The following is an 18,990-nucleotide window of genomic DNA, read 5'->3' on the forward strand; positions in this document are numbered from 1 at the left end:
GGCTATCGACGTCCACCCCTGCAAGCGGTCCAATGGTTCCGTGTCGAATGCCTCTCCCGTCACGACGGCCCGGGGGGTCGAGCGGACCTACCTGATGCTGTTGCTCGGTAACACCCTTGCCCAGGCGCTGATCTGGGGCATCAACACGATCTTCCTGCTCGACGCGGGCCTGTCGAACCTCGAGGCCTTCGCGGCGAACGCCTTCTTCACCGCAGGCATGGTGATCTTCGAGGTGCCCACGGGCGTGGTCGCCGACACGATCGGTCGCCGCGCGTCCTACCTGCTCGGCACGATCACCCTCAGCGCGGCGACGCTGGCGTACGTGGGGCTCTGGCACTGGCACGCGGCGTTCTGGCTGTGGGCCCTGGCGTCCATCGCGCTGGGGCTGGGCTTCACCTTCTTCTCGGGTGCGGTCGAGGCGTGGCTCATCGACGCCCTGGCTGCGGTCAACTTCACCGGCACGGTCGAGTCGGTGTTCGGCCGCGGTCAGGTGGTGGGCGGGGCCGCGATGCTCGTCGGCTCGCTCGGCGGCGGTGTCATCGCCCAGCACACGTCGGTCGGCGTTCCCTTCGTCCTGCGCGCCGCGATCCTCGCGGTCATGTTCCTGTTCGCGTCAGTGGTGATGCACGACATCGGCTTCACGCCCGACCCGCGTGGGCGCCCGCTGGCCGAGATGCGGCACATCGTCGCGACCTCCGTGGACCTCGGGTGGCGGGTCCCTGCCGTCAAGTGGCTGATGGTCGAGTCGCTGTTCACCGGCGGCGTGGCCATCTACGCCTTCTACGCGCTGCAGCCGTACCTCCTCGAGCTCTACGGCGACCCCCACGCCTACCAGGTTGCCGGTCTCGCGGCCGCGATCGTCGCGGGGGCCCAGATCCTCGGAGGGCTGATCGCTCCCCGCGTCCGCCGCCTCGTCCACCGCCGGACGAGCGCGCTGACCGCGATCTCGGCCCTGGGGACCCTGGCCCTGGCGCTCATGGGCTTGCTGCAGAGCTTCTGGGTCGTCATCACGCTGGTGAGCCTGTGGGGTCTGCTCTGGGCGGCAGCGATGCCGATCCGCCAGACCTACCTGAACGGCCTCATCCCCTCCAAGCAGCGGGCCACGATCTTGTCCTTCGACTCGCTGATGGGCTCCAGCGGTGGAGTCTGGGGGCAGCCGGTGCTGGGCAAGTCAGCGGACGTGTGGGGGTACGGCCCGTCATACGTGGTCGGTGCCGCGATCTCCGCTCTCGCGCTGCCGGCACTTCTTCTCTCGCGTCGCCAGAACGCCCCGGCCGACTGGGTCACGACCAGCCCCACCGCCCCCGGCGTGGCACCAACAACCCCGGCGGGATCAGAAGGCGCTTGACCTCACAGCATTCCCTGGCTGCGCGCCCGCTCCACGACCGATTCCAGGTCGAGGCCGTACGCCGAGCGGCCGGTCGCCGCAAATGCCGTCAGCCGCTCCGCGGCGCGTTCGAAGAGTCGTTCGGCTCCAACCCGATTGCCGCGGGCCGCATGCGTCATGGCAACGCAGACCTGCGCAAGCCCTTGCCACAGGTCGCGTTCGTCGACCGGTCCGGCCTTCCACCGCGCCTCCAGGACCTCATGGGCTGAGAACGGACGGCCTGCTGCCACGAGCTCGCGAGCCGTCTTCAGCGTCTCCAGGGGAGGCAGGGCCTCCTCCGACACCGGCTCGACGCCTTCGGCGCCATAGGGCAACGGGCGGCCCAAGGCGTCGCGAGGCCTGGCCTGGCGCGCGCGGCCTTCGATGTCACGGTCACGATCGGGTCCGGTCATACGACCAGTCTCCCAACAGATGGCGCCGCCGGGCGGTTCACCGAGGCGTCACCTCGCTGGCGCGCTTGCGAAGAACGCGTCCACCTCCTCCTGGTCGGCGCACCAACCCCACGCCTCGACGATGCGCGCGTCGTGGTCGAAGCGGAGGACGTGCCCACCCGTCGTGTCGAGCGCGCGGCCCAGCCTGCGTCCCTGGATGCGGCACACAGAGACCACGATCTCCTGGTTGGCGGCCAAGGACTCGACGGCGATCTGCCACTCCTCGAGCGGCTGCATGCGTGCGGGCATGTCGGTGAAGTAGGCGTCCTGCGAGTAGTCACCGGACAGGTCGGTGTCACCCGGAACGTGCCACACGAAGTCGCTCGCGAAGAACCGCCGTCGTTCCTCGTCGGTCGCGGCCGATCCGGCCGCGTAGAACGCTCTTGCTGCAGCCAGGTTGCTGCGCTGGGAGTCACCCACCACGCCATTATCGCCGCGTGCAGCCAGCGCTGGAAGGAGTCAGCGGCGCGCGGTGATGAGCCAGGCACCAGACCCAAGGCGCACGCCGTCCTCGCCCGCATGTGCGGCCATCACCTCGTGGAGGTTCGCCTCGGCCTGCCGCTTGCCGGCGTCGTCCAGCTTGTCGAACAGCCACCGCATCTGGCCGACCACGAACGCGGTTGCGGTGCCCGCGTCGGGCCCGAACCACAGCGGTTCGTCACAGGCCGCGAACACGACATCGGCCCAGCCGGCCCCGTGGAGCACGTCGCGCACCCGGTCGGGGTCACTGAGAGTGAACGGCCCCGGCGCATCGGGCGGCGGTGGAGGCATCGGCAGCACCCGCCCGATCGCTCCGAAGAACTCGCGGAGCCATTCGTTGTCCTCGATCCCGCGCCACACGAGCATCGCCAGCCGGCCGCCAGGTCGCGTCGCCCTGGCCAGGTTGGCGAACGCCATCGCCGGGTCCGCAAAGAACATCGTGCCGGTCCGGCTGGCGATCACGTCGAAGGACCCAGGCCCGAAGTCGTGCACCTGAGCATCGGCCTGCACGAAGCTCGCCGGGAGCCCGCCGGCCCGACCCCGCGCCACCGCGAGCTGGGCAGTCGACAGGTCGACGCCCAGTGCGGTCGCGCCCGGCGCCTGACGCACCACATCGATCGCGAGCTCACCCGAACCACACCCCACGTCGAGGATCCGCTCCCCCGGCTGTGCCCCGATCGCCGCCAGCAGGGTCGGCTGGTAGAGGGCGACGGAGGCGTTGTAGGTCGCTGAGTGCTCGGCCCAATAGGCCCCGTGCTCGCCATCCCAGTCGCGGAGGATCCGCGCGTTGCGTGGGTCGATCTCCAGCGTCATGTCGTCCATCATCGACGCCTCCTCGAATAGTCCCAAAGAGAGTATGTGATATTTTTAGTCCCGAAGGGAGGGTCATGTCAACCACACCTCCACGACTCACGACGACGACCTATGGCGTGCTCGGCCTCCTGGCGGTTCGCCCGCACTCGACCTACGAGCTCGCCAAAGCGATGGGCCGCAGCGTCGGCCGGGCGTGGCCACGCGCCCAGAGCAAGCTGTTCGAGGAGCCCAAGAAGCTGGTCAGCCACGGATATGCCAGCGCTCGCGAGGACTTCGTCGGTCGCCGTCCGCGCACCGTGTACACGATCACCCGGTCCGGCCGACGCGCGCTCGCCACCTGGCTCGCCGACCCCGGCGACGGACCAGTGCTTGAGTTCGAAGGACTGGTCAAGCTGGTGTTTGCGGACCACGGCACCCGCGACGATGCGCTCGCCACCATTGCCCGCGCCCGTGAGTGGGCAGTCGAGATGAATGCCGGAAGCCTCGAGGCCGGCGAGAGGTTCGTCGAGAACAGCGGGCTGTACGAACAGCGCCGCGCCACCACGCTGCTCTTCGGCGCCTTCTTCACTGACTTCTACGCGCTGGTCGCCACCTGGGCGGAATGGGCCGAAGCCGAGGTGGCCGGCTGGCCCGAGGACATCGCCAGTCACCGCATCCCGCCCGAGCGGATCCGCGAAGTGCTCGAACGGGCGCGCTGGTCCCAGCAACCGGATTGACGTACCCATGCCTTCGGCTTCGGCCCTCGCCGCGGTGGGGCGCCAGGTCGTAGGGTGGCGGCCGAGAGGAGGCGGCGATGGCCGATCCCGTGCGCGACATCATCGGGGACTACCAGGCCTTCGCCGCGCAGCAGGCCGAGCGCCTCCTGTCCCGAGGCATCGACATCCGCCCCTACGCGCTCAGCCACCTGGCCTTCCGAGTGCCGGAGTGGGACCAGTACGTGCACGTGCGGACCCTGCTGGAACGGCACGCGGTCGCCAATCGCGAGAACGTCTGGAACGGTCGCCCGATCTCCTTGATCGTCCCCGCGGTTCCGCTCGAGGTCCTGGACGGCAAGGCCGTCCCGCTCATCGAGCTCATCCCGCCTGTGCACCAGCGCGTCTACAAGATGGGGCTGGAGCACCTCGGCGTGGTGGTCGGCGACACCTTCGACGCCTTCGTCGAGACCCACAAGCCCGTCCTCACGGGACAGCAGTTCCAAGGCCCGAACAGCACACCGGACCCCGTCTACGTCCTGTTCGAGGACTTCACGCACGTGAAGTTCTATCGGCTCTCCTTGCGGGCATCCGTCGAGCTGGATGCCGGCCCGTTCGCTGACGGGTTCGACCACGTCGACGACTGGGAGCCCCAGCGACTCGTGACCGCGACCGGTCCGAACCCACTGCCGCGATGAGCGGCGCCTGCGGCTCGGCCCTGCTCGCAGAAGGGTCGTGACCATGGCCCGGGGATCGGATGGGCAGGCGCGCAGTCCGCGGCTGCCTCCGACCTGGTTCATCCATCTGGCGTGGCGCACCCACCGAGGCCTGTACCGAGTCTCGCGTGGGCGCGTCGGTCTGTGGCGACCCAAGCAAAACCGTTGGGGCACCTTGCGACTCACGACCACGGGACGACGATCGGGTCAGCCGCGAAGTGTGATCCTCGGGTACTTCGAGGACGGCCCGAACCTGGTCACGTTGGCGATGAACGGTTGGGCCGACGGCGAGCCTGCGTGGTGGCTGAATCTCCAGGAACAGCCGGTCGCCGCGGTTGACCTCGCCGGCGGTGGGGGCACCGTGAGGGCACGCGCGGCCGAAGGGGAGGAGCGTGATCGGCTGTGGGCGCGATGGCGTGAGATCGACACCCAGCTGGATGCGTATGCCGCGCTGCGCACCACTGAGACTGCGGTCGTGGTCCTCGAGCTCGTCCCCAAGACCAGCTAGCGCGGCGCACTAGGCGCGATGGCCGATGACAGGGACCGCCGGCCCGGTCCACCATGAACAGCACCAACGAAGCGGCTGCATGAGGAGGACCAGTGCTGTTCCACATCACGCAGGTTCACAGTCCTGAGCTCTGCCCCCGAGACGAGGGCGGCTCGAACTCGCTGTATGACGACAGCGTCGAGGGGGTCACGCTGATCGGTCGCTACGGCGCGAACGCCCAGCACACCCTCTTCCTGGTCGTCGAGGCCGACGACGTCAACGCCGTGCACAAGTTCCTCTGGCCCGGCTTCAAGCGCTGCACCAGCACGATCACGCCGGTCAGCGAGATCCCCGTCCCGAAGGACTGATCCAGCCGCAAGGGCAACCCGGCCCGAGGCGGCACGCACGCGGCATACCGCGCGACGGAACACCGCAGTCAGCGCCACGTGATCGCGGCGGCAGCGCAGCACGTGCCTGTCCGTTAGTTGCCGGTTCAGTGGCCGTTCAGGCCGTCGAGGCTCAGCCTTCTGGCTGCATCTCCATGCATACCCACGAGGGGACCGTGGCTGGACCGTGGATGGTGCTCTACTCGGCGGGCCCGACTTCGGCCGATATTTGACAGAAAGCATCCACATTTCATGATCTCTCTTCGCCGCCGCCTGCTTGCCGCAGGTGTCACCGTCAGCACCATGACGGCCGCGGCCGTCATCGCAGCCACTCCGTCCGCCGCCGCCATCACCACTGACACGGCCCAGACCTTCTTCGCCACCGGGAGCGTCCAGACCTGGACCGTGCCCGCTGGAGTCACGCAGCTCTACGTCGACATCGCCGGTGCGCAGGGCGGCGCGGCATACGGCGGAGGCTGGGGCGGAGCCGAGCTGACCGGCACGATCTCCGTGACCCCGGGCGACACGCTCCACATCATCGCCGGCAGCATGGGCCGCGACGGCGTGAGGTTCGGTGCCGGGGCCGGCGGTGGCGGCGGGTCATTCGTCTACACCACCGCGGACCAGAGCGGCATCCTGGCTGCGGCGGGCGGCGGCGGAGGCGCGGGATCGAACGTGTTCCCCTTCGAAGCCAGCACCAGCACCTCCGGCGTGGCAGGTGGCAACGGCGGTGGCGCTGGAGGCACCAGCGGCAACGGCGGCGGTGCCGGCACCGCCGGCGGTGGCGGCGGGCTGCTCAGCAACGGTGGCAGCGCCCAGGGCGGCGGCGGCCAGTCCGTCGCGAATGGTGCGTCCGGCGGCTCAGGCAGCTATGGAGTCGGCGGCTTCGGCGGTGGCGGCGGGTCGACTGGCTTCGCAGGCGCCGGCGGTGGCGGTTACAGCGGCGGCGGTGGCGGCCGATACAACGGCAACAACGGCGGCGGTGGCGGCGGCGGGTCCTACTTCGCGGGCACGCTGACCGGTGCGGTCTCCGGCCACGGCGGCCACGGCATCGTCACGTTGTCCTACCCCGCACACCTCACCGCGAGCTCGCCCGCGGCCGGGCTTCCCGGTTCCTCCGTGACCATCGACGGCACCGGGCTCGCGGGAGCGACCGTGACCATCGGTGGATACGCCGCCCCGGTGACGTCTTCGAGCGACACCCAGGTCGTGGTCACCGTTCCCGCGCCCCCGACGCCCCCCAACGGAAGGCAGAACGTCGCCGTGACCACGGCGGGCGGAGTCACCCTCCCCGCGGTCGGGGCGTTCACCTACCTGACAGGCGCGCCGGTGTTCACTGCGGCAGCCCCCACCACCGGAACCGTGGGGGAGGCGTACTCGTCCACGTTCACCGCGTCCGGCTACCCCGACCCCACCTTCACCGTGTCCAGCGGAACGCTGCCGGCAGGGCTCACCCTGACCAGCGCCGGAGTGCTCTCCGGCACTCCGACCAGCGCCGGGACCTCCACCTTCACGGTCACCGCGAGCAACGGTCTCTCCCCCGACGCGGTCAGCAGCCTCCAGACGATCACGGTCGACCAGGCCCCGCAGGCCATCACGTTCACCACGGTCGCGCCCAGCGCTGCCGTGCTGGGAGACACCTATCCGGTCGCGGCCACCGGCGGGGGTTCGGCCAACCCGGTGACGCTCTCCATCGATGCGGCCAGCACCTCTACGTGCTCGATCAGCGGTTCGACCGTCACCTTCGACCACGCCGGCACCTGCGTCGTGGACGCCGACCAGGACGGCAACGCCGACTACCTGACCGCTCCTCAGGCCCAACAGACCATCGCCGTCGGCGTCGTCGCACAGGCCATCACCTTCGCTCCCCTCACCTCCCCTGCGACCGTGGGCAACACCCAGAGCCTCACCGCGGTGGGAGGCGCGTCGGGCAGCCCGGTCACCTTCACCGTCGCACCGGCCACGACCGGCTCGGCCTGCTCGATCGTCGGGACGACCCTGTCGTTCGACCAGGCCGGCACCTGTGTCGTTGCCGCCAACCAGGCTGGCAGTGCCGACTACGCCGCTGCCCCTGAGGTGAGCCAGACCGTGACCGTCGCGCTCGCGCCGACCTCGCTGTCGGTTGCCCTCAGCCCGGCCACGTCGGTCTTCGGCCAGACCGCAAGGGCAACCGCCACCGTGGGCGGTGGCCAAGCTGGGAACGTCCAGTTCTCCGTCGACGGCACCGTCCGCGGAGCACCCGTGACCGTGAGCAACGGCAAGGCGACCAGCCCCGCGCTGGGGACCCTCACGCCGGGCGCTCACCAGGTCGGGGCGGTCTTTGCGCCTCTCCAGGCGACGAAGTACGCACCGTCCAGCGCAACGCCTCAGACGCTGGTCGTCAACCAGGCTGCGACGACACCGACCATCACCGTGCGAGCCAGCAGCATCACGGCCCGGATCGCCCCGGTGGCACCGGGCTCGGGTACCCCGAGCGGTACGGTCAGGTTCACCGTCGACGGCACCTCGGTCGGGACTGCGACGCTTGCCGCAGGAGTCGCAACGCTGAGCTACTTACTCCCCACCAGCAAGGCCGACGAGGTTGCCGTCCAGTACCTGGGCGACGCCAGGTTCCTCGCCTCGTCCGCCACCACCACCCGGCACAACCCGACCATCACGGCGAAGGTCACCAGCGCGTACCCGAAGAGCAAGAGCGGGTGGTACCGCAGTGCGGTCACGGTGAGCTTCACCTGCACGCCGAACGGCGCCGACCTGGTCGCCGCCTGCCCGCAACCGGCCACGCTCGGCAAGAACGGCGCCGCGCAGTCCGTCTCCCGCACCATCCTCGCTGAGGACGGTGGTGCCGCGACCGTCTCGGTGACCGGCATCAACGTCGACCAGACCCGCCCGACGGTGGCGGTCACCGGAGTCTCGACTTCGGCGCCGTACTTCGCCACCGCACCGGCCGGGCGCTGCTCGGCTCGTGATGGGCTCTCCGGCGTTGCGTCCTGCACCATCAGCCGGCGGGTCAGCGGCGGCAGCGCCGTCTACACCGCGACGGCGACGGACAAGGCCGGCAACGTCTCGACGACGCGGCTCACCGCCAAGGTGTCCACCTTCGTGATCCAGGGCGCGACCTTCAGCAACGGCATGTACGTGGTGCACCCGGGTCGCACCTACACGATGCTGGCCGCCGCGACGAGCCAGCCGCGGTATGTCGACGCCATGCCCTACCCCAAGGCGCCGCGCGGTCTGGACAACAAGTTCTACTGGACCGGCACCAACCGGTGGGCCCTCGGCGTGACCTTCAGCACGGTGATGCTCCACCAGCGCACCTGGAACATCGGCATGCGAGTCGGTGACCGGACCCAGGTGCTGACGGTCCAGGTCGTCCGCTAGGCGAGGTCGGAGCGCTTCGGCACCTGAACCACGAGGAAGAGGACCCCGACGGAAAGCGTCGGGGTCCTCTTCCTCGTGGATCGACTCGTCGAACGCTGAGCCGACGGGCCGCCAGAGACGGGCCCTCGGACGACGCGATGGCCCACCGAGCGCGTCGGGCGGTGCGCAGCGCCTACGGAGCGGCGTCGAGAGCCCCGAAGCCGTCGCCGTCGCCTGACCTGCCGACCTGGGCGTGGGCCGGCACCCCCGCCCGGCCGAGGAGTCGGATGAGGACGGCGACGGCCGCGAGCCCGACGGCGACGATCGCCAGGGTCAGCAGGCTCATCCCGAGCCAGTTCGACTGGAACGCCTGCGGGACCAGGCGACTCGGCACGGCGGTGACGCCGATGAACGCACCCCACAACCCGGCATACGTCCCGATCATGTTGCCGGCGTGGGCACGGATGTTGCCACGCCGCGCGTTCCACAGACCCAGGCTCAGGGTGACGATCGTGAACGCGCTCAGGCCGTGGATCCACGAGAAGCTGCCGGGGCGCAGCTGCTGGATCCAGAACGAGCTGAACGCTGTGAAGTACATGAGCACCAACCAGATCCAGCCGATCGTCCGGTGCGGGCGGTCACCCCGCTTGCGCCGCAGCACGTTGACGGCGCCGAACACCATGGCGAACGACGCAGCGAACGCATGGATGGCGATAAGGACGTTCCACGAGTGGTCCACGAAGGCTCCTGTTGGATAGTGACACTATCCACTGTATGCCGCGTGCCTCGCCCCGCGCAACCGCACCTCCCAGCCGCGTCAAGCCGCGGCCCCGGGGCTAGAGGTACTGGCCGGTCGGCCCGCTGTCGCCGGTGTCGGGCCGCAGCCCCGGGGGCGCGGCCACGCCCGGCCCGCCCTCGGGGGCGTGCCCGGGGGGCAGTGCCCGGCGGATCTGCTGGAGCTGCTGCTGGGCGGCCATCTGCTGGGCGAACAGCGCGGTCTGGATGCCGTGGAACAAACCCTCCAGCCAGCCCACCAGCTGTGCCTGCGCGATCCGGAGCTCGGCGTCCGTGGGTGCCACGTCGTCCTTGAAGGGCAACGCGATCCGCTCCAGCTCGTCGATCAGCTCGGGCGCGAGACCGTCCTCGAGCTCCTTGATCGAGCGCCGGTGGATCTCCGCGAGCCGGACCCGCCCCGCCTCGTCGAGGGGCGCGTTGCGCACCTCCTCGAGGAGCTGCTTGATCATCGAGCCGATCCGCATCACCTTGGCCGGCTGCTCGACGAGGTCGGCCGGGTTGGTGGGGCCGTCCTCGCTGTCGTGGTGGGGCGCGACGCCCATGCCGTCCTGGGTCACGACGACGACGCGTTGCTGTCCGTCCTGGTCGCTCCCGGGCTGACCGCCCGCGTCGTCCTGCTGGTCATGTGGCTGCTGGCTCATGCCTTCCATCCTGCCCCACGACGAGAGGTGCGCCGTCCTAGTCGGCGCGCCGAGTCATCGCCGGCGCCCTTCGGATCGCCAGGGCCGACAGGGCCCCGGCGAGCAGGGGAACCCCGAGCACCACCAGGAGGAGTGGGGTCCACGGGATGGCCAGGTAGGGCCCCGTCACGTGGTCGACACCGGTGACGGAGTCGTACTCGTAGCTCCGAGTCAGGGGATAGGTGATCGCGATGCCCGGCACGAGCCCGACCGCGATGCCGAGGACAGCACCGATGAAGCCGACCACCATGGCCTGGGCCGCGGCGAAGGCCCGTCGGGTGCGACGGGTCGCGCCCACCGCCGCGAGGGTGCCGGTGTCGGCCTGCTGCTCGGCCATCGACAGGGCGGTCGAGATCAGCGTGACGATCAGCAGGAGCAACGCTGCGACGGCCATCATGATCTTCATGACCTTCTCGTCGTAGCGCTGGAAGCCGCGCTCGACGTGGAGCCCGCCCTCGTCGCCCACCAGCTCGTCGAGCTGCTTCTCGGTGGCCTCGTCGATGGCGCCGCCGTCCGGGGCGTGCAGCAGGACCATGGTCTGGAAGGTGGGCCAGCCCAACCGCTTGGCCGTCTCCGGGGTCACGAAGGCTCCGGTCTGGGCCGGCATCGCACCAGTGCGTCCAGTTGGTGCCACCGCGACCACCGGGAGCTTGGCCGTCGCGGTCGTGACGACGTTCGTGGGCGAGTAGCTGCTCTGGTCGATCACGAAGGTGCCGTGGGCGACGGTGAGGGTGGGCACCTTCGCCAGCGCGGGCACGCCGACGGCGATCCCACCCTCGTCGATGACCCGACCCTGTGCCTCGGTGAGCCGCAGCCGGGCCTTGATCTCGCTGGCCGGGAGCACGCCGATCTGTCCGTTGTCGTAGGACAACGTCCCGAGGGCGCCGCAGGCCCCCTCGGTGGAACTGTGGTCGAGCGTGTTCTGGACGGTGCACCCCTGGGGCACGCCGGTCACGAAGGGCTGCGGCCGCTGCGCGTCGGCCGCCGACGGCCCGTAGGGGTCCTCGGGCCCCCGGAGGAGGAGCAGCGGGGTGCTGCGCACGGCTCCCCCGACCTTGCCCAGCGCGGCTCCGACCGCGAGCTGCGTCTCGGTGTCGCCGGTGTAGATGGTGCCCTCACCCGGCAGGGCCTGGGGCTGGTAGGTCGCCATCTGCTGCTTGGTGTCGCTGGCCAGCCCGATGCTGAAGGCAGTCAGCGCGACGACACCCGCGAGGATCGCGGCCACCGTGGGAGTCGACCGGCTGCGGTGCCGAGCGGCGTCGCGGATCGCGATCCGGGGAGCCACCGGGAAACGCGCGGCGAGCGCGCCGAACGCGACGAGGATCGCCGGCACGAGCAGGAGGGTGCCGAGCACCAGTCCGACCGCGCCGACCGCGACACGGAAGTCGCCGCCGGCCTGCTGCTGCGCTGCGGACAGGACCACGGCCCCGCCGACCAACGCGAGGACGAGGCCGACGACCGGGACCACCTTGTTGAGCCTGGGCGACACGCTCTGGCCGCGCATCACGCCGATGATGTCGAGCCGGCCCAACCGCAGCGAGGGCAGGAGGGCTGCCACGACCGCGCTGAGCACGGCGCAGGGGACGAGGATGGCAAAGGCGCCCCACGGGATGTCGAGGGCGATCGAGGCGAAGGACGACTCGGGGTGGGTGCTGACCCACCACCACAGGCCGGCCCGCACGGCGAGGGTCCCGAGGACCACGCCGCCGAGCGCCGAGATGACGCCGAGGACGAGGGCCTGGGCCAGCACGGTGCGCCGCAGCTGGCGGGTCTCCGCGCCGTTGGTGGCGGCCAGGGCGAGGGTGCGCCGCTGACGGGTGGCGCTGACCGCGAAGGCCGGGCCGACCAGCAGCGTGGTGAGGATGAACAGCATCACGCCACCGATGACCGCGATCATCCGGCCGGTGTCCTGGGTGAAGCTGTCCTGGGGGCGGAGCTCGGGCGGCAGCGCGCTCTCCGGCGGCGGGTCCTCGAGGACGGCACGGCTGTAGACCGTCAGGCCGTAGGTGTTGAGCCGCTGGACGTCCTCCCACGTCACCGGACCACCGCCGACCACCACCCACGACCCCGGCGCGCCGATGCCGGCGCTCTCGGCTCCGGCCCCGTCGGGCATCGACGGCACCACGAAGTCGGGCATGCCGCCCCACTCCAGCAGCGCACTGGCGGTGCCGACGACCTGGACCGAACGCTCCGTGCCGCCCGCGGACAAGGTCACCGAGCCGGAGCGCGGCATTCCCTTGCGCTCACCGGCTGGGGTGATGACGATCTCGTCCGGCCCGTTCCCCCAGGAGCCCGAGCTGAGCCGGGCCTTGTCGCCGAGGTCTGCCACCCGCGGGTCCACCACCAGGCCGGAGACGCGGACACGACGCTCGCCGACCACGAGCCGCATCTGCGTCTCCCCGACGGCAACGGCCGTCCCGCCCCCGACCAGCCGGCCGATCGCTGCGGCGTTGTCCGGCGCCGCGGCGTCGGCGGAGAAGCCGGGGATCGTGGCGGCCGGGTTGTCGTCACTCCACCCGGTGCCACCTTGGTTGGGGTCCGGGGTCTGTTGGATCTTCCCGGCCTGGGGGCCTTGGACCAGCGCCTGGCCGGGTCCCATCCGGGCCGTTATGAGGTCGCCCGCGTCAGCCTGCTCAGTGGCGCCCAGGGTTGCCGCGCCGGCCAGCAGCCCGACCGGGATGGCCACCATCAGGAAGACGAGGATCGACCGCCCCTTGTGCCGACGGACGTCGCGCCTGGCCATCCGCAGGGCCACCCGCCAGGACGCCCGCCACCGGGAGAGCCGGGAGCTCTTCACGTCGCCGCGGTCAGCGTCCTCCGGAAGGCCGGCGGGTGCCTTGGGTTCCATCAAGGTGGTCACGGCCGGTGCCTCAGGCAGTCGGCTCGAGGAGCGCTTCGGCCGTCTCGGCCGAGCCGGTGCTGTCGACGACCACGCCGTCGCGCAGGAAGACCACCCGGTCGGCCCACGCCGCGTGCCGCGCCTCGTGGGTGACCAGCAGTCCCGCCGCCCCGGCGTCGCAGCGCTCGCGCAGGACGCGGAGCACCCCCTCGCCGGTGTGCGAGTCGAGCGCCCCGGTGGGCTCGTCGGCCAGGACCAGCCGCCGGTCGCCGACCAGGGCGCGGGCGATGGCGACCCGCTGCTGCTGGCCGCCGGACATCTTGTCGGGGTAGCGGTCGGCGAGCTCCTGCACGCCGACCATGGTCAGCGCGTCGACGGCGCGACGGCGGGCCCGGCTGACCCGCTGGCCGTCGAGCTCGAGCGGGAGCGCGACGTTCTCGACCGCGGTCAGTGACGGGATGAGGTTGAAGTCCTGGAAGACGAACCCGACGCGGCGCCGCCGGAGCCGGGCCAGCGCGTCGCCCTTGAGGGTGCCGATGCTCTGGCCCTCGATGAGGACCTGTCCGCTCGTGGCGGCGTCGAGCCCGCCGGCGAGGTTGAGCAGCGTGGACTTGCCCGAACCGCTCGGCCCCATGACGGCCACGAGCTCGCCGGCCCGGACCGCGAGGCTGACCCCGGCCAGGGCACGGACGGCCGTGCCATCGGTGCCGTGCACCCGGGTGACGTTGTCGAGCCGGAGGATGGCCTCGTGGTCGGTCCGGGGTGTGGTGTCGCTGCTGCTCATCGTGGTGCCCCCTTGGTCGTCGTGCTCTGATCACCTGCGATGGCCCCCATCGCAGGGTCGGTCGTGGTCGCCGTGGTGCCCGGGGTGGCGCTCGCGGGCCGCCGCGGGCGGTTCGCCTCGCGCACCAGCCGGGCCTCGACGTGGTCGAGCCAGCGGACCTCGGCCTCGCCGGCGTAGATGAGGTTCTCGAGGACCAGCAGCCAGGCCAGGTCGACCTGTCCGTCGCCGTCCTCGGCCGCCTCGTGGTGGGTGGTCGCCCGCTGCTTGAGGCGGGTGAGGTCCTGCAGGTGACGCAGGGTCGCAGTGCGCTGGGTCTGGACGACGCGGTGCACGTCGACCCCCTCCACGGTGACGGCGAGCGCGAGCTTGATGACCAGCTCGTCGCGCGGGGTCGTCTCACGGGTGACCGGGGAGACCCACCACCGGGCGACCTCGGCCTGTCCCGCGCGGGTCAGGCGGTAGGAGATCCGTCCTTCGGCGTCCTCGCCGATCGCCTCGACGAGCCCGTCCCGCTCGAGGCGGGCGAGCGTCGTGTAGACCTGCCCGACGTTCAGGGGCCAGGTCCCCCCGGTCCTGGCCTCGAACTCGGAACGCAGCTGCGCGCCATACATCGGCTCTGTCGCCAGCAGGGCCAACAGCCCCTGTTTGACCGACACGCGGCGCCCCGATCCCCTTGGTGGTGTCCCCTACATACCCAGTATCACTACTGGTGAGGAGATGTATACCGAGTATCCCGAGGGCTCGTCAAGCCATTCCCGACTTCTGGCCACAGATGTCCCACGCGAGGCCCTGGGCTGGCGCCACCTGCCACACCGGTGGCCAGAAGTGGGGAAGGAGGGTTGCCTGCCTCAGCGGGCGAGCAGGACCGCGGCGAGGGCGAGGACGCCGGGGAGGGCCTGCACCAGGAGGATCCGGCGGCTGGCGGTGGCCGCTCCGTAGAGCCCGGCGACGACGACGCAGAGCAGGAAGAAGACCTGGAAGCCGAACCGCAGGTGCTCGGGCCCGACCAGGCCCCAGACCAGGCCCGCGGCGAGGAACCCGTTGTAGAGCCCCTGGTTGCCGGCCAGCGTCTTGGTCTGCTGGGCGAACTCGGGGGTCAGCCCGAAGGCGGCCTGTCCACGCGGGGTGGTCCACAGGACCATCTCCAGCACCACGATGTAGACGTGGATGAGGGCGACCAGGGCGACGAGCACGGTGGCGACGGCGGTCATGGCGTCAGTCTCCCAGAGAGGTGGTCAGCAGGATCTTGCCGATGTGCCCGCTGTCCTCGAGCTCGCGGTGCGCCTCGCCCGCGTCGGCGAGCAGGTGGCGACCGTGCACCACCGGCACGACGCGGCCGGACTCGACGAGCGGCCAGACGTGCTCCCGGACCGCCGCGACGATGGCGGCCTTCTCGTCGGCGGGCCGGGCCCGCAGCGAGGTGGCGATGACCGCGACCCGCTTGCGCAGCATGAGGCCGAGGTCGACCTCCGCCTTGCCCCCGCCCTGCAGCCCGATGACGACCAGTCGGCCGTTGACGGCGAGGGCCTCGACGTTGCGGGAGAGGTACTTCGCGCCCATGTTGTCGAGGATGACGTCGACGCCCGCGCCACCGGTCGCCGAGCGCACCTCCTCGACGAAGTCCTGCTCGCGGTAGTTGACGAGGATCTCCGCACCCAGGGCCCGACAGGCCTCGAGCTTGGCGGCCGAACCCGCTGTCACCGCGACCCGCGCGCCCACCTCGCGGGCCAGCTGGATGGCCATCGTGCCGATGCCCGACGAACCACCGTGGACGAGGAAGGTCTGGCCCGGGAGCAGGTTGGCCGTCATGAACACGTTGGACCACACCGTGCTGACCACCTCCGGGAGCGCAGCGGCGTCCTCCAGCGAGACCCCCGCCGGCACGGGCAGGAGCTGCCCGGCCGGCACGCACACGAGCTCGGCGTAGCCGCCACCCGACAGCAGGGCGCACACCTCGTCGCCCACGGACCACCCGTCGACGCCGTCGCCGAGGGCGTCCACGGTGCCGCTGACCTCCAGCCCGGGGTAGTCGGGGGCGCCCGCCGGTGGTGGATAGAAGCCCATCCGCTGCATCACGTCGGCGCGGTTCACGCCGGCCGCCGCGACGCGGACCCGCACCTCCCCGGGTGCGGGCTGGGGGTCGGGGACGTCGGCCAGGACGAGCGCGGACGCGTCGCCGGGCTCCGGGATGGTGATCGCCTTCACGGGTCGAGCCTATGGCGGGCCCGGTCGAGGTCTGCGGCGGTGTCGACGTCCAACGAGGCGTGGTCCCCGACCGACACCGTGACCGTGCTCAGCGGGTCGAGCAGCCGCATCAGCGGGGTGCCGGCTGCGGGCTGTGGCACCGCTGCGCGCAGCGCTGCGGTCCGGTATGCCGCGAGCAACGGTTGGAGGCGTCCGTCGCCGTCGCGACCGATCACCGCGTCGAGCTCGGGGGACCGGTCGAGGGTGGCCACGAGCTCGGGAGCGGGCCCCGCGGCATACGGCATGTCACCACCGAGCAGGACGAGGACGGGACCGTCGAGCAGCACCAGCGCGGCCGCGATCGCGGCCACCGGGCCGCCACCGGGTGGGTCCTCGCGGCACCAGGTGACGGGTCGGTGTGTGGGTCTGGGCTCGCCGACGCAGACGACCGGCCAGTCGCCCGGGAGGCCGTCGACCAGGTGGTCGAGCAGGGAGCTGCCCGCGAGGTCGGCCCGGGTCTTGTCGCCGCCGAACCGCCGTCCGGTGCCCCCGCACAGGACCACCGCGGTCGGGGCTGGGGAAATGGTGTCTGCCGAGGTCACGAGCCCATTCTGGTGGGTCGAGGGGGGTGCTGCGGGGGTTCCGGGAGAGGGCGCCTCGGGTCTAGGTTGACGAGATTCGACCGCACTCGAAGGAGAACTGATGACGCTCGAGAGAAGGACGTTTCTGAAGGGGAGCGCAGCGGTGGCAGGAGGCGTGGCGATGGCCGGGCCGTTTGCCGGACTGGTGGCAGGCCCTGCCGCGGCGATCGGTGCAGCGCCGTTCCGTGGCCTGCGCGCGACGCCCGACCTGCGCGACGGCAAGGTGCGGCTGCACCTGCCCGAGGGCTTCAGCTACCGCTCGTTCCATGACACCCAGGCGGTGCCGCCGCCGCTGGTCGACGGCAAGACCATGCCCGGACGGCACGACGGCATGGGGGCCTTCGAGGGACCGGACGGAGCCGTGACCCTGATCCGCAACCACGAGGTCGCCGGCAGCGGGACCCCGTTCGGGGCGGTGGGGTCGTGGACCTACGACACGGGTGCTCGAGGTGGCTGTGTGCACGTCGACGTCACCGGCGAGGGCGAGGTCCTCGGCGAGCACACCGCCATCAACGGCACCGCGAACAACTGCTCGGGTGGGCAGATGCCCTGGGGCGCCTGGGTGACCTGCGAGGAGACGGTCAACGGTCCCGACGTCGGACCGGACTTCACCGGAGCCTCGAACGCGGGTTTCGCGAAGAAGCACGGCTACGTCTTCGAGGTCCCGGTCACGGGCCGCTCGGCGGCGATGCCGATCACCCAGGCGGGTCGGTTCGCCCACGAGGCGGTGTCGTTCGATCCGCGTGAGGGTCGGCTCTACCTCACCGAGGACAACTTCGCCTTCCCGTCGGGCTTCTACCGCTACACGCCGGGGACCAACCCGATGGAGAGCGGCCACCTCGACAACGACGGCCACCTGCAGATGCTGGCCGTCAAGGGCCAGCCGAACGCCCACCTCGAGGGTCACCAGGACAAGGGCGCCGTCTACGACGTCGAGTGGGTGGACATCGCCGACCCCGACCCGACCTTCACCCCCGGGCCAGGCGGCGTGCTGCCGACGAACGACTCCGCACTGGTGGCCGTCGGCGACCAGGGTCGGGCCCTGGGCGCAGCCGGCTTCTCCCGGCTCGAGGGCCAGATCTACGACAACGGCGTCGTCTACTTCACGTCGACGCAGGGTGGTGGCGACGCCGAGACCGGACCCGAGCTCATCGCGGGGTACGGCAACGGGTTCGGCCAGGTGTGGGCCTACGACACCCGGTCGGAGAAGCTCCGCCTCGTCTACCAGTCGCCGGGCAAGCAGACCTTCGACTTCCCCGACAACATCACGGTGAGCAACCGCGGCACCCTGGTCGTGTGCGAGGACAGCAACCAGGACAACTACATCCGCGGCCTGAACAAGGGCGGCCAGCTCTGGGACATCGCGCTCAACCGGGCGGCCAACGCCATCGGCACGCCGCGGTTCGACGACGAGTTCGCGGGCTCGACGTTCAGCCCGGACAAGTCGACGTTGTTCGTCAACATCCAGGCCAGTGCCGGCCTCACCTTCGCCATCTGGGGGCCGTGGCACACGATCGGCGTCTGAGCGCTGCCGCCGCCGGCCGGCCCGCGAGGGTCAGCCGGCGGCGGTGGGCTGCCGCGGCGGGCAGCTGGCGGTGGCGAGGTACTCGAAGTGCCACCACTCGTTGTCATAGGTGCGACAGATGCCGTAGGCCGCGCCGTGCGCCTGCAGCCACGTCGCCGCCGCCTGGGGGTGGACGTCGACGGCGTAGCCCTTGACGTGGGCCGACTTCAGCGGCGCGAGCACCCACTTCGACGCCTCGGCGCGTGAGCCGTACCGGGCGACCGCGCGGTCGAACAGGATCTGCTGCCACTGCTCGCTGCGCCACGCCGACCTGATCTCGGGGGTCAGCCCGTCGGCCCGGGCGTCAGCGAAGGCGCGCGTGAAGGCGGCAGCCGCAGGTGCCTGCATGTTCGTCGTGCCCGGGACTGCCGCCGACAGGGCGAGGCTGGTGGTCGGCGTGGGGATGCGGTCGGTGACCACGGGCTGAAAGCCGTTGGCAGCACTGCCCTTTGCCTTGTTGCTCGGACCCGAGCTGGTCGACCGGACCTTCGGTGTCGGCTTGGCGGACGACTGCTTCGCCTGCTTGGCGGAGCGACCCCCGGCAGGTGCGCTGCTCGATGGGCGGGCAGCCGCGGAGGTGTGGCCGTCGTCGTCGCCGTGCCACGCGGCATACCCGGCGGTCGCGGCCGACGCGACGAGCAGCGCGGTGACGAGGAGGGTGCGGCGGAGGCGCTGGCGGCGTCGCCGCCCCGCCGACACGTGTGTCGTCGTGCCCATGACCTCACCCCCGTCGCCGCGGTCGCCTCGATTCTGG

At 71.0% G+C, this 18,990-nt stretch carries 19 protein-coding genes; 7 read left to right on the plus strand and 12 right to left on the minus strand.

The window, feature by feature from the left end; all coding sequences use genetic code 11:
• Window positions 1-94 precede the first annotated feature (94 nt).
• Window positions 95-1,348, plus strand: coding sequence for an MFS transporter (locus ASG91_RS06910; protein WP_082594036.1), 1,254 nt, complete (start codon window positions 95-97; stop codon window positions 1,346-1,348).
• Between the two features lie 2 nt (window positions 1,349-1,350).
• On the opposite strand, the gene ASG91_RS06915 is transcribed toward ASG91_RS06910, so the two are convergent.
• The 3 genes from ASG91_RS06915 to ASG91_RS06925 are packed head-to-tail and all read right to left on the minus strand — an operon-like array spanning window position 1,351 to window position 3,123.
• Window positions 1,351-1,779, minus strand: a complete 429-nt coding sequence (locus ASG91_RS06915; RefSeq protein WP_056921914.1) for a DUF309 domain-containing protein — start codon at window positions 1,777-1,779, stop codon at window positions 1,351-1,353.
• Between the two features lie 48 nt (window positions 1,780-1,827).
• Window positions 1,828-2,238, minus strand: coding sequence for a nuclear transport factor 2 family protein (locus ASG91_RS06920; RefSeq protein ID WP_162257512.1), 411 nt, complete (start codon window positions 2,236-2,238; stop codon window positions 1,828-1,830).
• A gap of 39 nt (window positions 2,239-2,277) precedes the next feature.
• Window positions 2,278-3,123 (minus strand): class I SAM-dependent methyltransferase, encoded by an 846-nt coding sequence (locus ASG91_RS06925; protein ID WP_056921916.1) that lies wholly within the window; start codon window positions 3,121-3,123, stop codon window positions 2,278-2,280.
• 104 nt (window positions 3,124-3,227) lie between these two features.
• Here ASG91_RS06925 and ASG91_RS06930 point away from each other — a divergent pair, with 104 nt between their 5' ends.
• The 5 genes from ASG91_RS06930 to ASG91_RS21155 all read left to right on the plus strand — a co-directional run bounded on the left by ASG91_RS06930 (window position 3,228) and on the right by ASG91_RS21155 (window position 8,770).
• Entirely contained in the window at window positions 3,228-3,827 is a 600-nt protein-coding gene (locus tag ASG91_RS06930) for a PadR family transcriptional regulator (protein ID WP_200961251.1), read from the plus strand.
• Window positions 3,828-3,904: 77 nt separating this feature from the next.
• Window positions 3,905-4,501 carry a VOC family protein gene (locus tag ASG91_RS06935; RefSeq protein ID WP_056921918.1) on the plus strand — a complete coding sequence of 199 codons (597 nt, stop codon included), beginning with the start codon at window positions 3,905-3,907 and terminating at the stop codon, window positions 4,499-4,501.
• A gap of 43 nt (window positions 4,502-4,544) precedes the next feature.
• On the plus strand, window positions 4,545-5,027 hold the full coding sequence (locus ASG91_RS06940; protein WP_056921919.1) for a nitroreductase/quinone reductase family protein: 483 nt from the start codon (window positions 4,545-4,547) through the stop codon (window positions 5,025-5,027).
• 92 nt (window positions 5,028-5,119) lie between these two features.
• On the plus strand, window positions 5,120-5,374 hold the full coding sequence (locus ASG91_RS06945; RefSeq protein WP_056921920.1) for a DUF3303 domain-containing protein: 255 nt from the start codon (window positions 5,120-5,122) through the stop codon (window positions 5,372-5,374).
• Between the two features lie 270 nt (window positions 5,375-5,644).
• Complete coding sequence (locus tag ASG91_RS21155) at window positions 5,645-8,770, plus strand: S-layer family protein (RefSeq protein ID WP_200961252.1); 3,126 nt, start codon at window positions 5,645-5,647, stop codon at window positions 8,768-8,770.
• 172 nt (window positions 8,771-8,942) lie between these two features.
• On the opposite strand, the gene ASG91_RS06955 is transcribed toward ASG91_RS21155, so the two are convergent.
• The 8 genes from ASG91_RS06955 to ASG91_RS06990 all read right to left on the minus strand — a co-directional run bounded on the left by ASG91_RS06955 (window position 8,943) and on the right by ASG91_RS06990 (window position 16,633).
• A complete protein-coding gene (locus tag ASG91_RS06955) occupies window positions 8,943-9,488 on the minus strand; it encodes a DUF2306 domain-containing protein (protein ID WP_056921922.1) in 546 nt (181 codons plus the stop codon).
• A 97-nt stretch (window positions 9,489-9,585) separates the two neighbouring features.
• Complete coding sequence (locus ASG91_RS06960; protein ID WP_082593979.1) at window positions 9,586-10,185, minus strand: bacterial proteasome activator family protein; 600 nt, start codon at window positions 10,183-10,185, stop codon at window positions 9,586-9,588.
• 37 nt (window positions 10,186-10,222) lie between these two features.
• On the minus strand, window positions 10,223-13,084 hold the full coding sequence (locus ASG91_RS06965) for an FtsX-like permease family protein (RefSeq protein ID WP_157606184.1): 2,862 nt from the start codon (window positions 13,082-13,084) through the stop codon (window positions 10,223-10,225).
• 10 nt (window positions 13,085-13,094) lie between these two features.
• Window positions 13,095-13,847, minus strand: a complete 753-nt coding sequence (locus ASG91_RS06970) for an ABC transporter ATP-binding protein (RefSeq protein WP_056921925.1) — start codon at window positions 13,845-13,847, stop codon at window positions 13,095-13,097.
• A complete protein-coding gene (locus tag ASG91_RS06975) occupies window positions 13,844-14,503 on the minus strand; it encodes a PadR family transcriptional regulator (protein ID WP_082592257.1) in 660 nt (219 codons plus the stop codon). The genes ASG91_RS06970 and ASG91_RS06975 overlap by 4 nt, the downstream gene beginning before the upstream one ends.
• 192 nt (window positions 14,504-14,695) lie before the next feature.
• On the minus strand, window positions 14,696-15,058 hold the full coding sequence (locus ASG91_RS06980; RefSeq protein ID WP_056921926.1) for a DUF1304 domain-containing protein: 363 nt from the start codon (window positions 15,056-15,058) through the stop codon (window positions 14,696-14,698).
• A 4-nt stretch (window positions 15,059-15,062) separates the two neighbouring features.
• A complete protein-coding gene (locus ASG91_RS06985) occupies window positions 15,063-16,052 on the minus strand; it encodes an NAD(P)H-quinone oxidoreductase (protein WP_056921927.1) in 990 nt (329 codons plus the stop codon).
• Entirely contained in the window at window positions 16,049-16,633 is a 585-nt protein-coding gene (locus ASG91_RS06990) for a molybdenum cofactor guanylyltransferase (protein ID WP_162257513.1), read from the minus strand. Before ASG91_RS06990 ends, ASG91_RS06985 begins: the two co-directional genes overlap by 4 nt.
• Window positions 16,634-16,733: 100 nt before the next feature.
• Here ASG91_RS06990 and ASG91_RS06995 point away from each other — a divergent pair, with 100 nt between their 5' ends.
• Window positions 16,734-18,197, plus strand: coding sequence for a PhoX family phosphatase (locus ASG91_RS06995; RefSeq protein WP_056921929.1), 1,464 nt, complete (start codon window positions 16,734-16,736; stop codon window positions 18,195-18,197).
• Between the two features lie 30 nt (window positions 18,198-18,227).
• On the opposite strand, the gene ASG91_RS07000 is transcribed toward ASG91_RS06995, so the two are convergent.
• Complete coding sequence (locus tag ASG91_RS07000) at window positions 18,228-18,953, minus strand: D-alanyl-D-alanine carboxypeptidase family protein (RefSeq protein WP_056921930.1); 726 nt, start codon at window positions 18,951-18,953, stop codon at window positions 18,228-18,230.
• Between the last annotated feature and the right edge of the window lie 37 nt (window positions 18,954-18,990).

Origin of the sequence: Phycicoccus sp. Soil802 (assembly GCF_001429605.1) — a bacterium.
Taxonomy (GTDB): domain Bacteria; phylum Actinomycetota; class Actinomycetes; order Actinomycetales; family Dermatophilaceae; genus Pedococcus.

What these genes read in the sequence shown, in the direction of transcription:
- ASG91_RS06910 (WP_082594036.1), top strand. Translation starts at nt 95, where the DNA reads ATGCTGTTGCTCGGTAACACCCTTGCCCAGGCGCTGATCTGGGGCATC.
- ASG91_RS06915 (WP_056921914.1), bottom strand. Translation starts at nt 1,779, where the DNA reads ATGACCGGACCCGATCGTGACCGTGACATCGAAGGCCGCGCGCGCCAG.
- ASG91_RS06925 (WP_056921916.1), bottom strand. Translation starts at nt 3,123, where the DNA reads ATGATGGACGACATGACGCTGGAGATCGACCCACGCAACGCGCGGATC.
- ASG91_RS06935 (WP_056921918.1), top strand. Translation starts at nt 3,905, where the DNA reads ATGGCCGATCCCGTGCGCGACATCATCGGGGACTACCAGGCCTTCGCC.
- ASG91_RS06940 (WP_056921919.1), top strand. Translation starts at nt 4,545, where the DNA reads ATGGCCCGGGGATCGGATGGGCAGGCGCGCAGTCCGCGGCTGCCTCCG.
- ASG91_RS21155 (WP_200961252.1), top strand. Translation starts at nt 5,645, where the DNA reads ATGATCTCTCTTCGCCGCCGCCTGCTTGCCGCAGGTGTCACCGTCAGC.
- ASG91_RS06960 (WP_082593979.1), bottom strand. Translation starts at nt 10,185, where the DNA reads ATGAGCCAGCAGCCACATGACCAGCAGGACGACGCGGGCGGTCAGCCC.
- ASG91_RS06970 (WP_056921925.1), bottom strand. Translation starts at nt 13,847, where the DNA reads ATGAGCAGCAGCGACACCACACCCCGGACCGACCACGAGGCCATCCTC.
- ASG91_RS06980 (WP_056921926.1), bottom strand. Translation starts at nt 15,058, where the DNA reads ATGACCGCCGTCGCCACCGTGCTCGTCGCCCTGGTCGCCCTCATCCAC.
- ASG91_RS06995 (WP_056921929.1), top strand. Translation starts at nt 16,734, where the DNA reads ATGACGCTCGAGAGAAGGACGTTTCTGAAGGGGAGCGCAGCGGTGGCA.
- ASG91_RS07000 (WP_056921930.1), bottom strand. Translation starts at nt 18,953, where the DNA reads ATGGGCACGACGACACACGTGTCGGCGGGGCGGCGACGCCGCCAGCGC.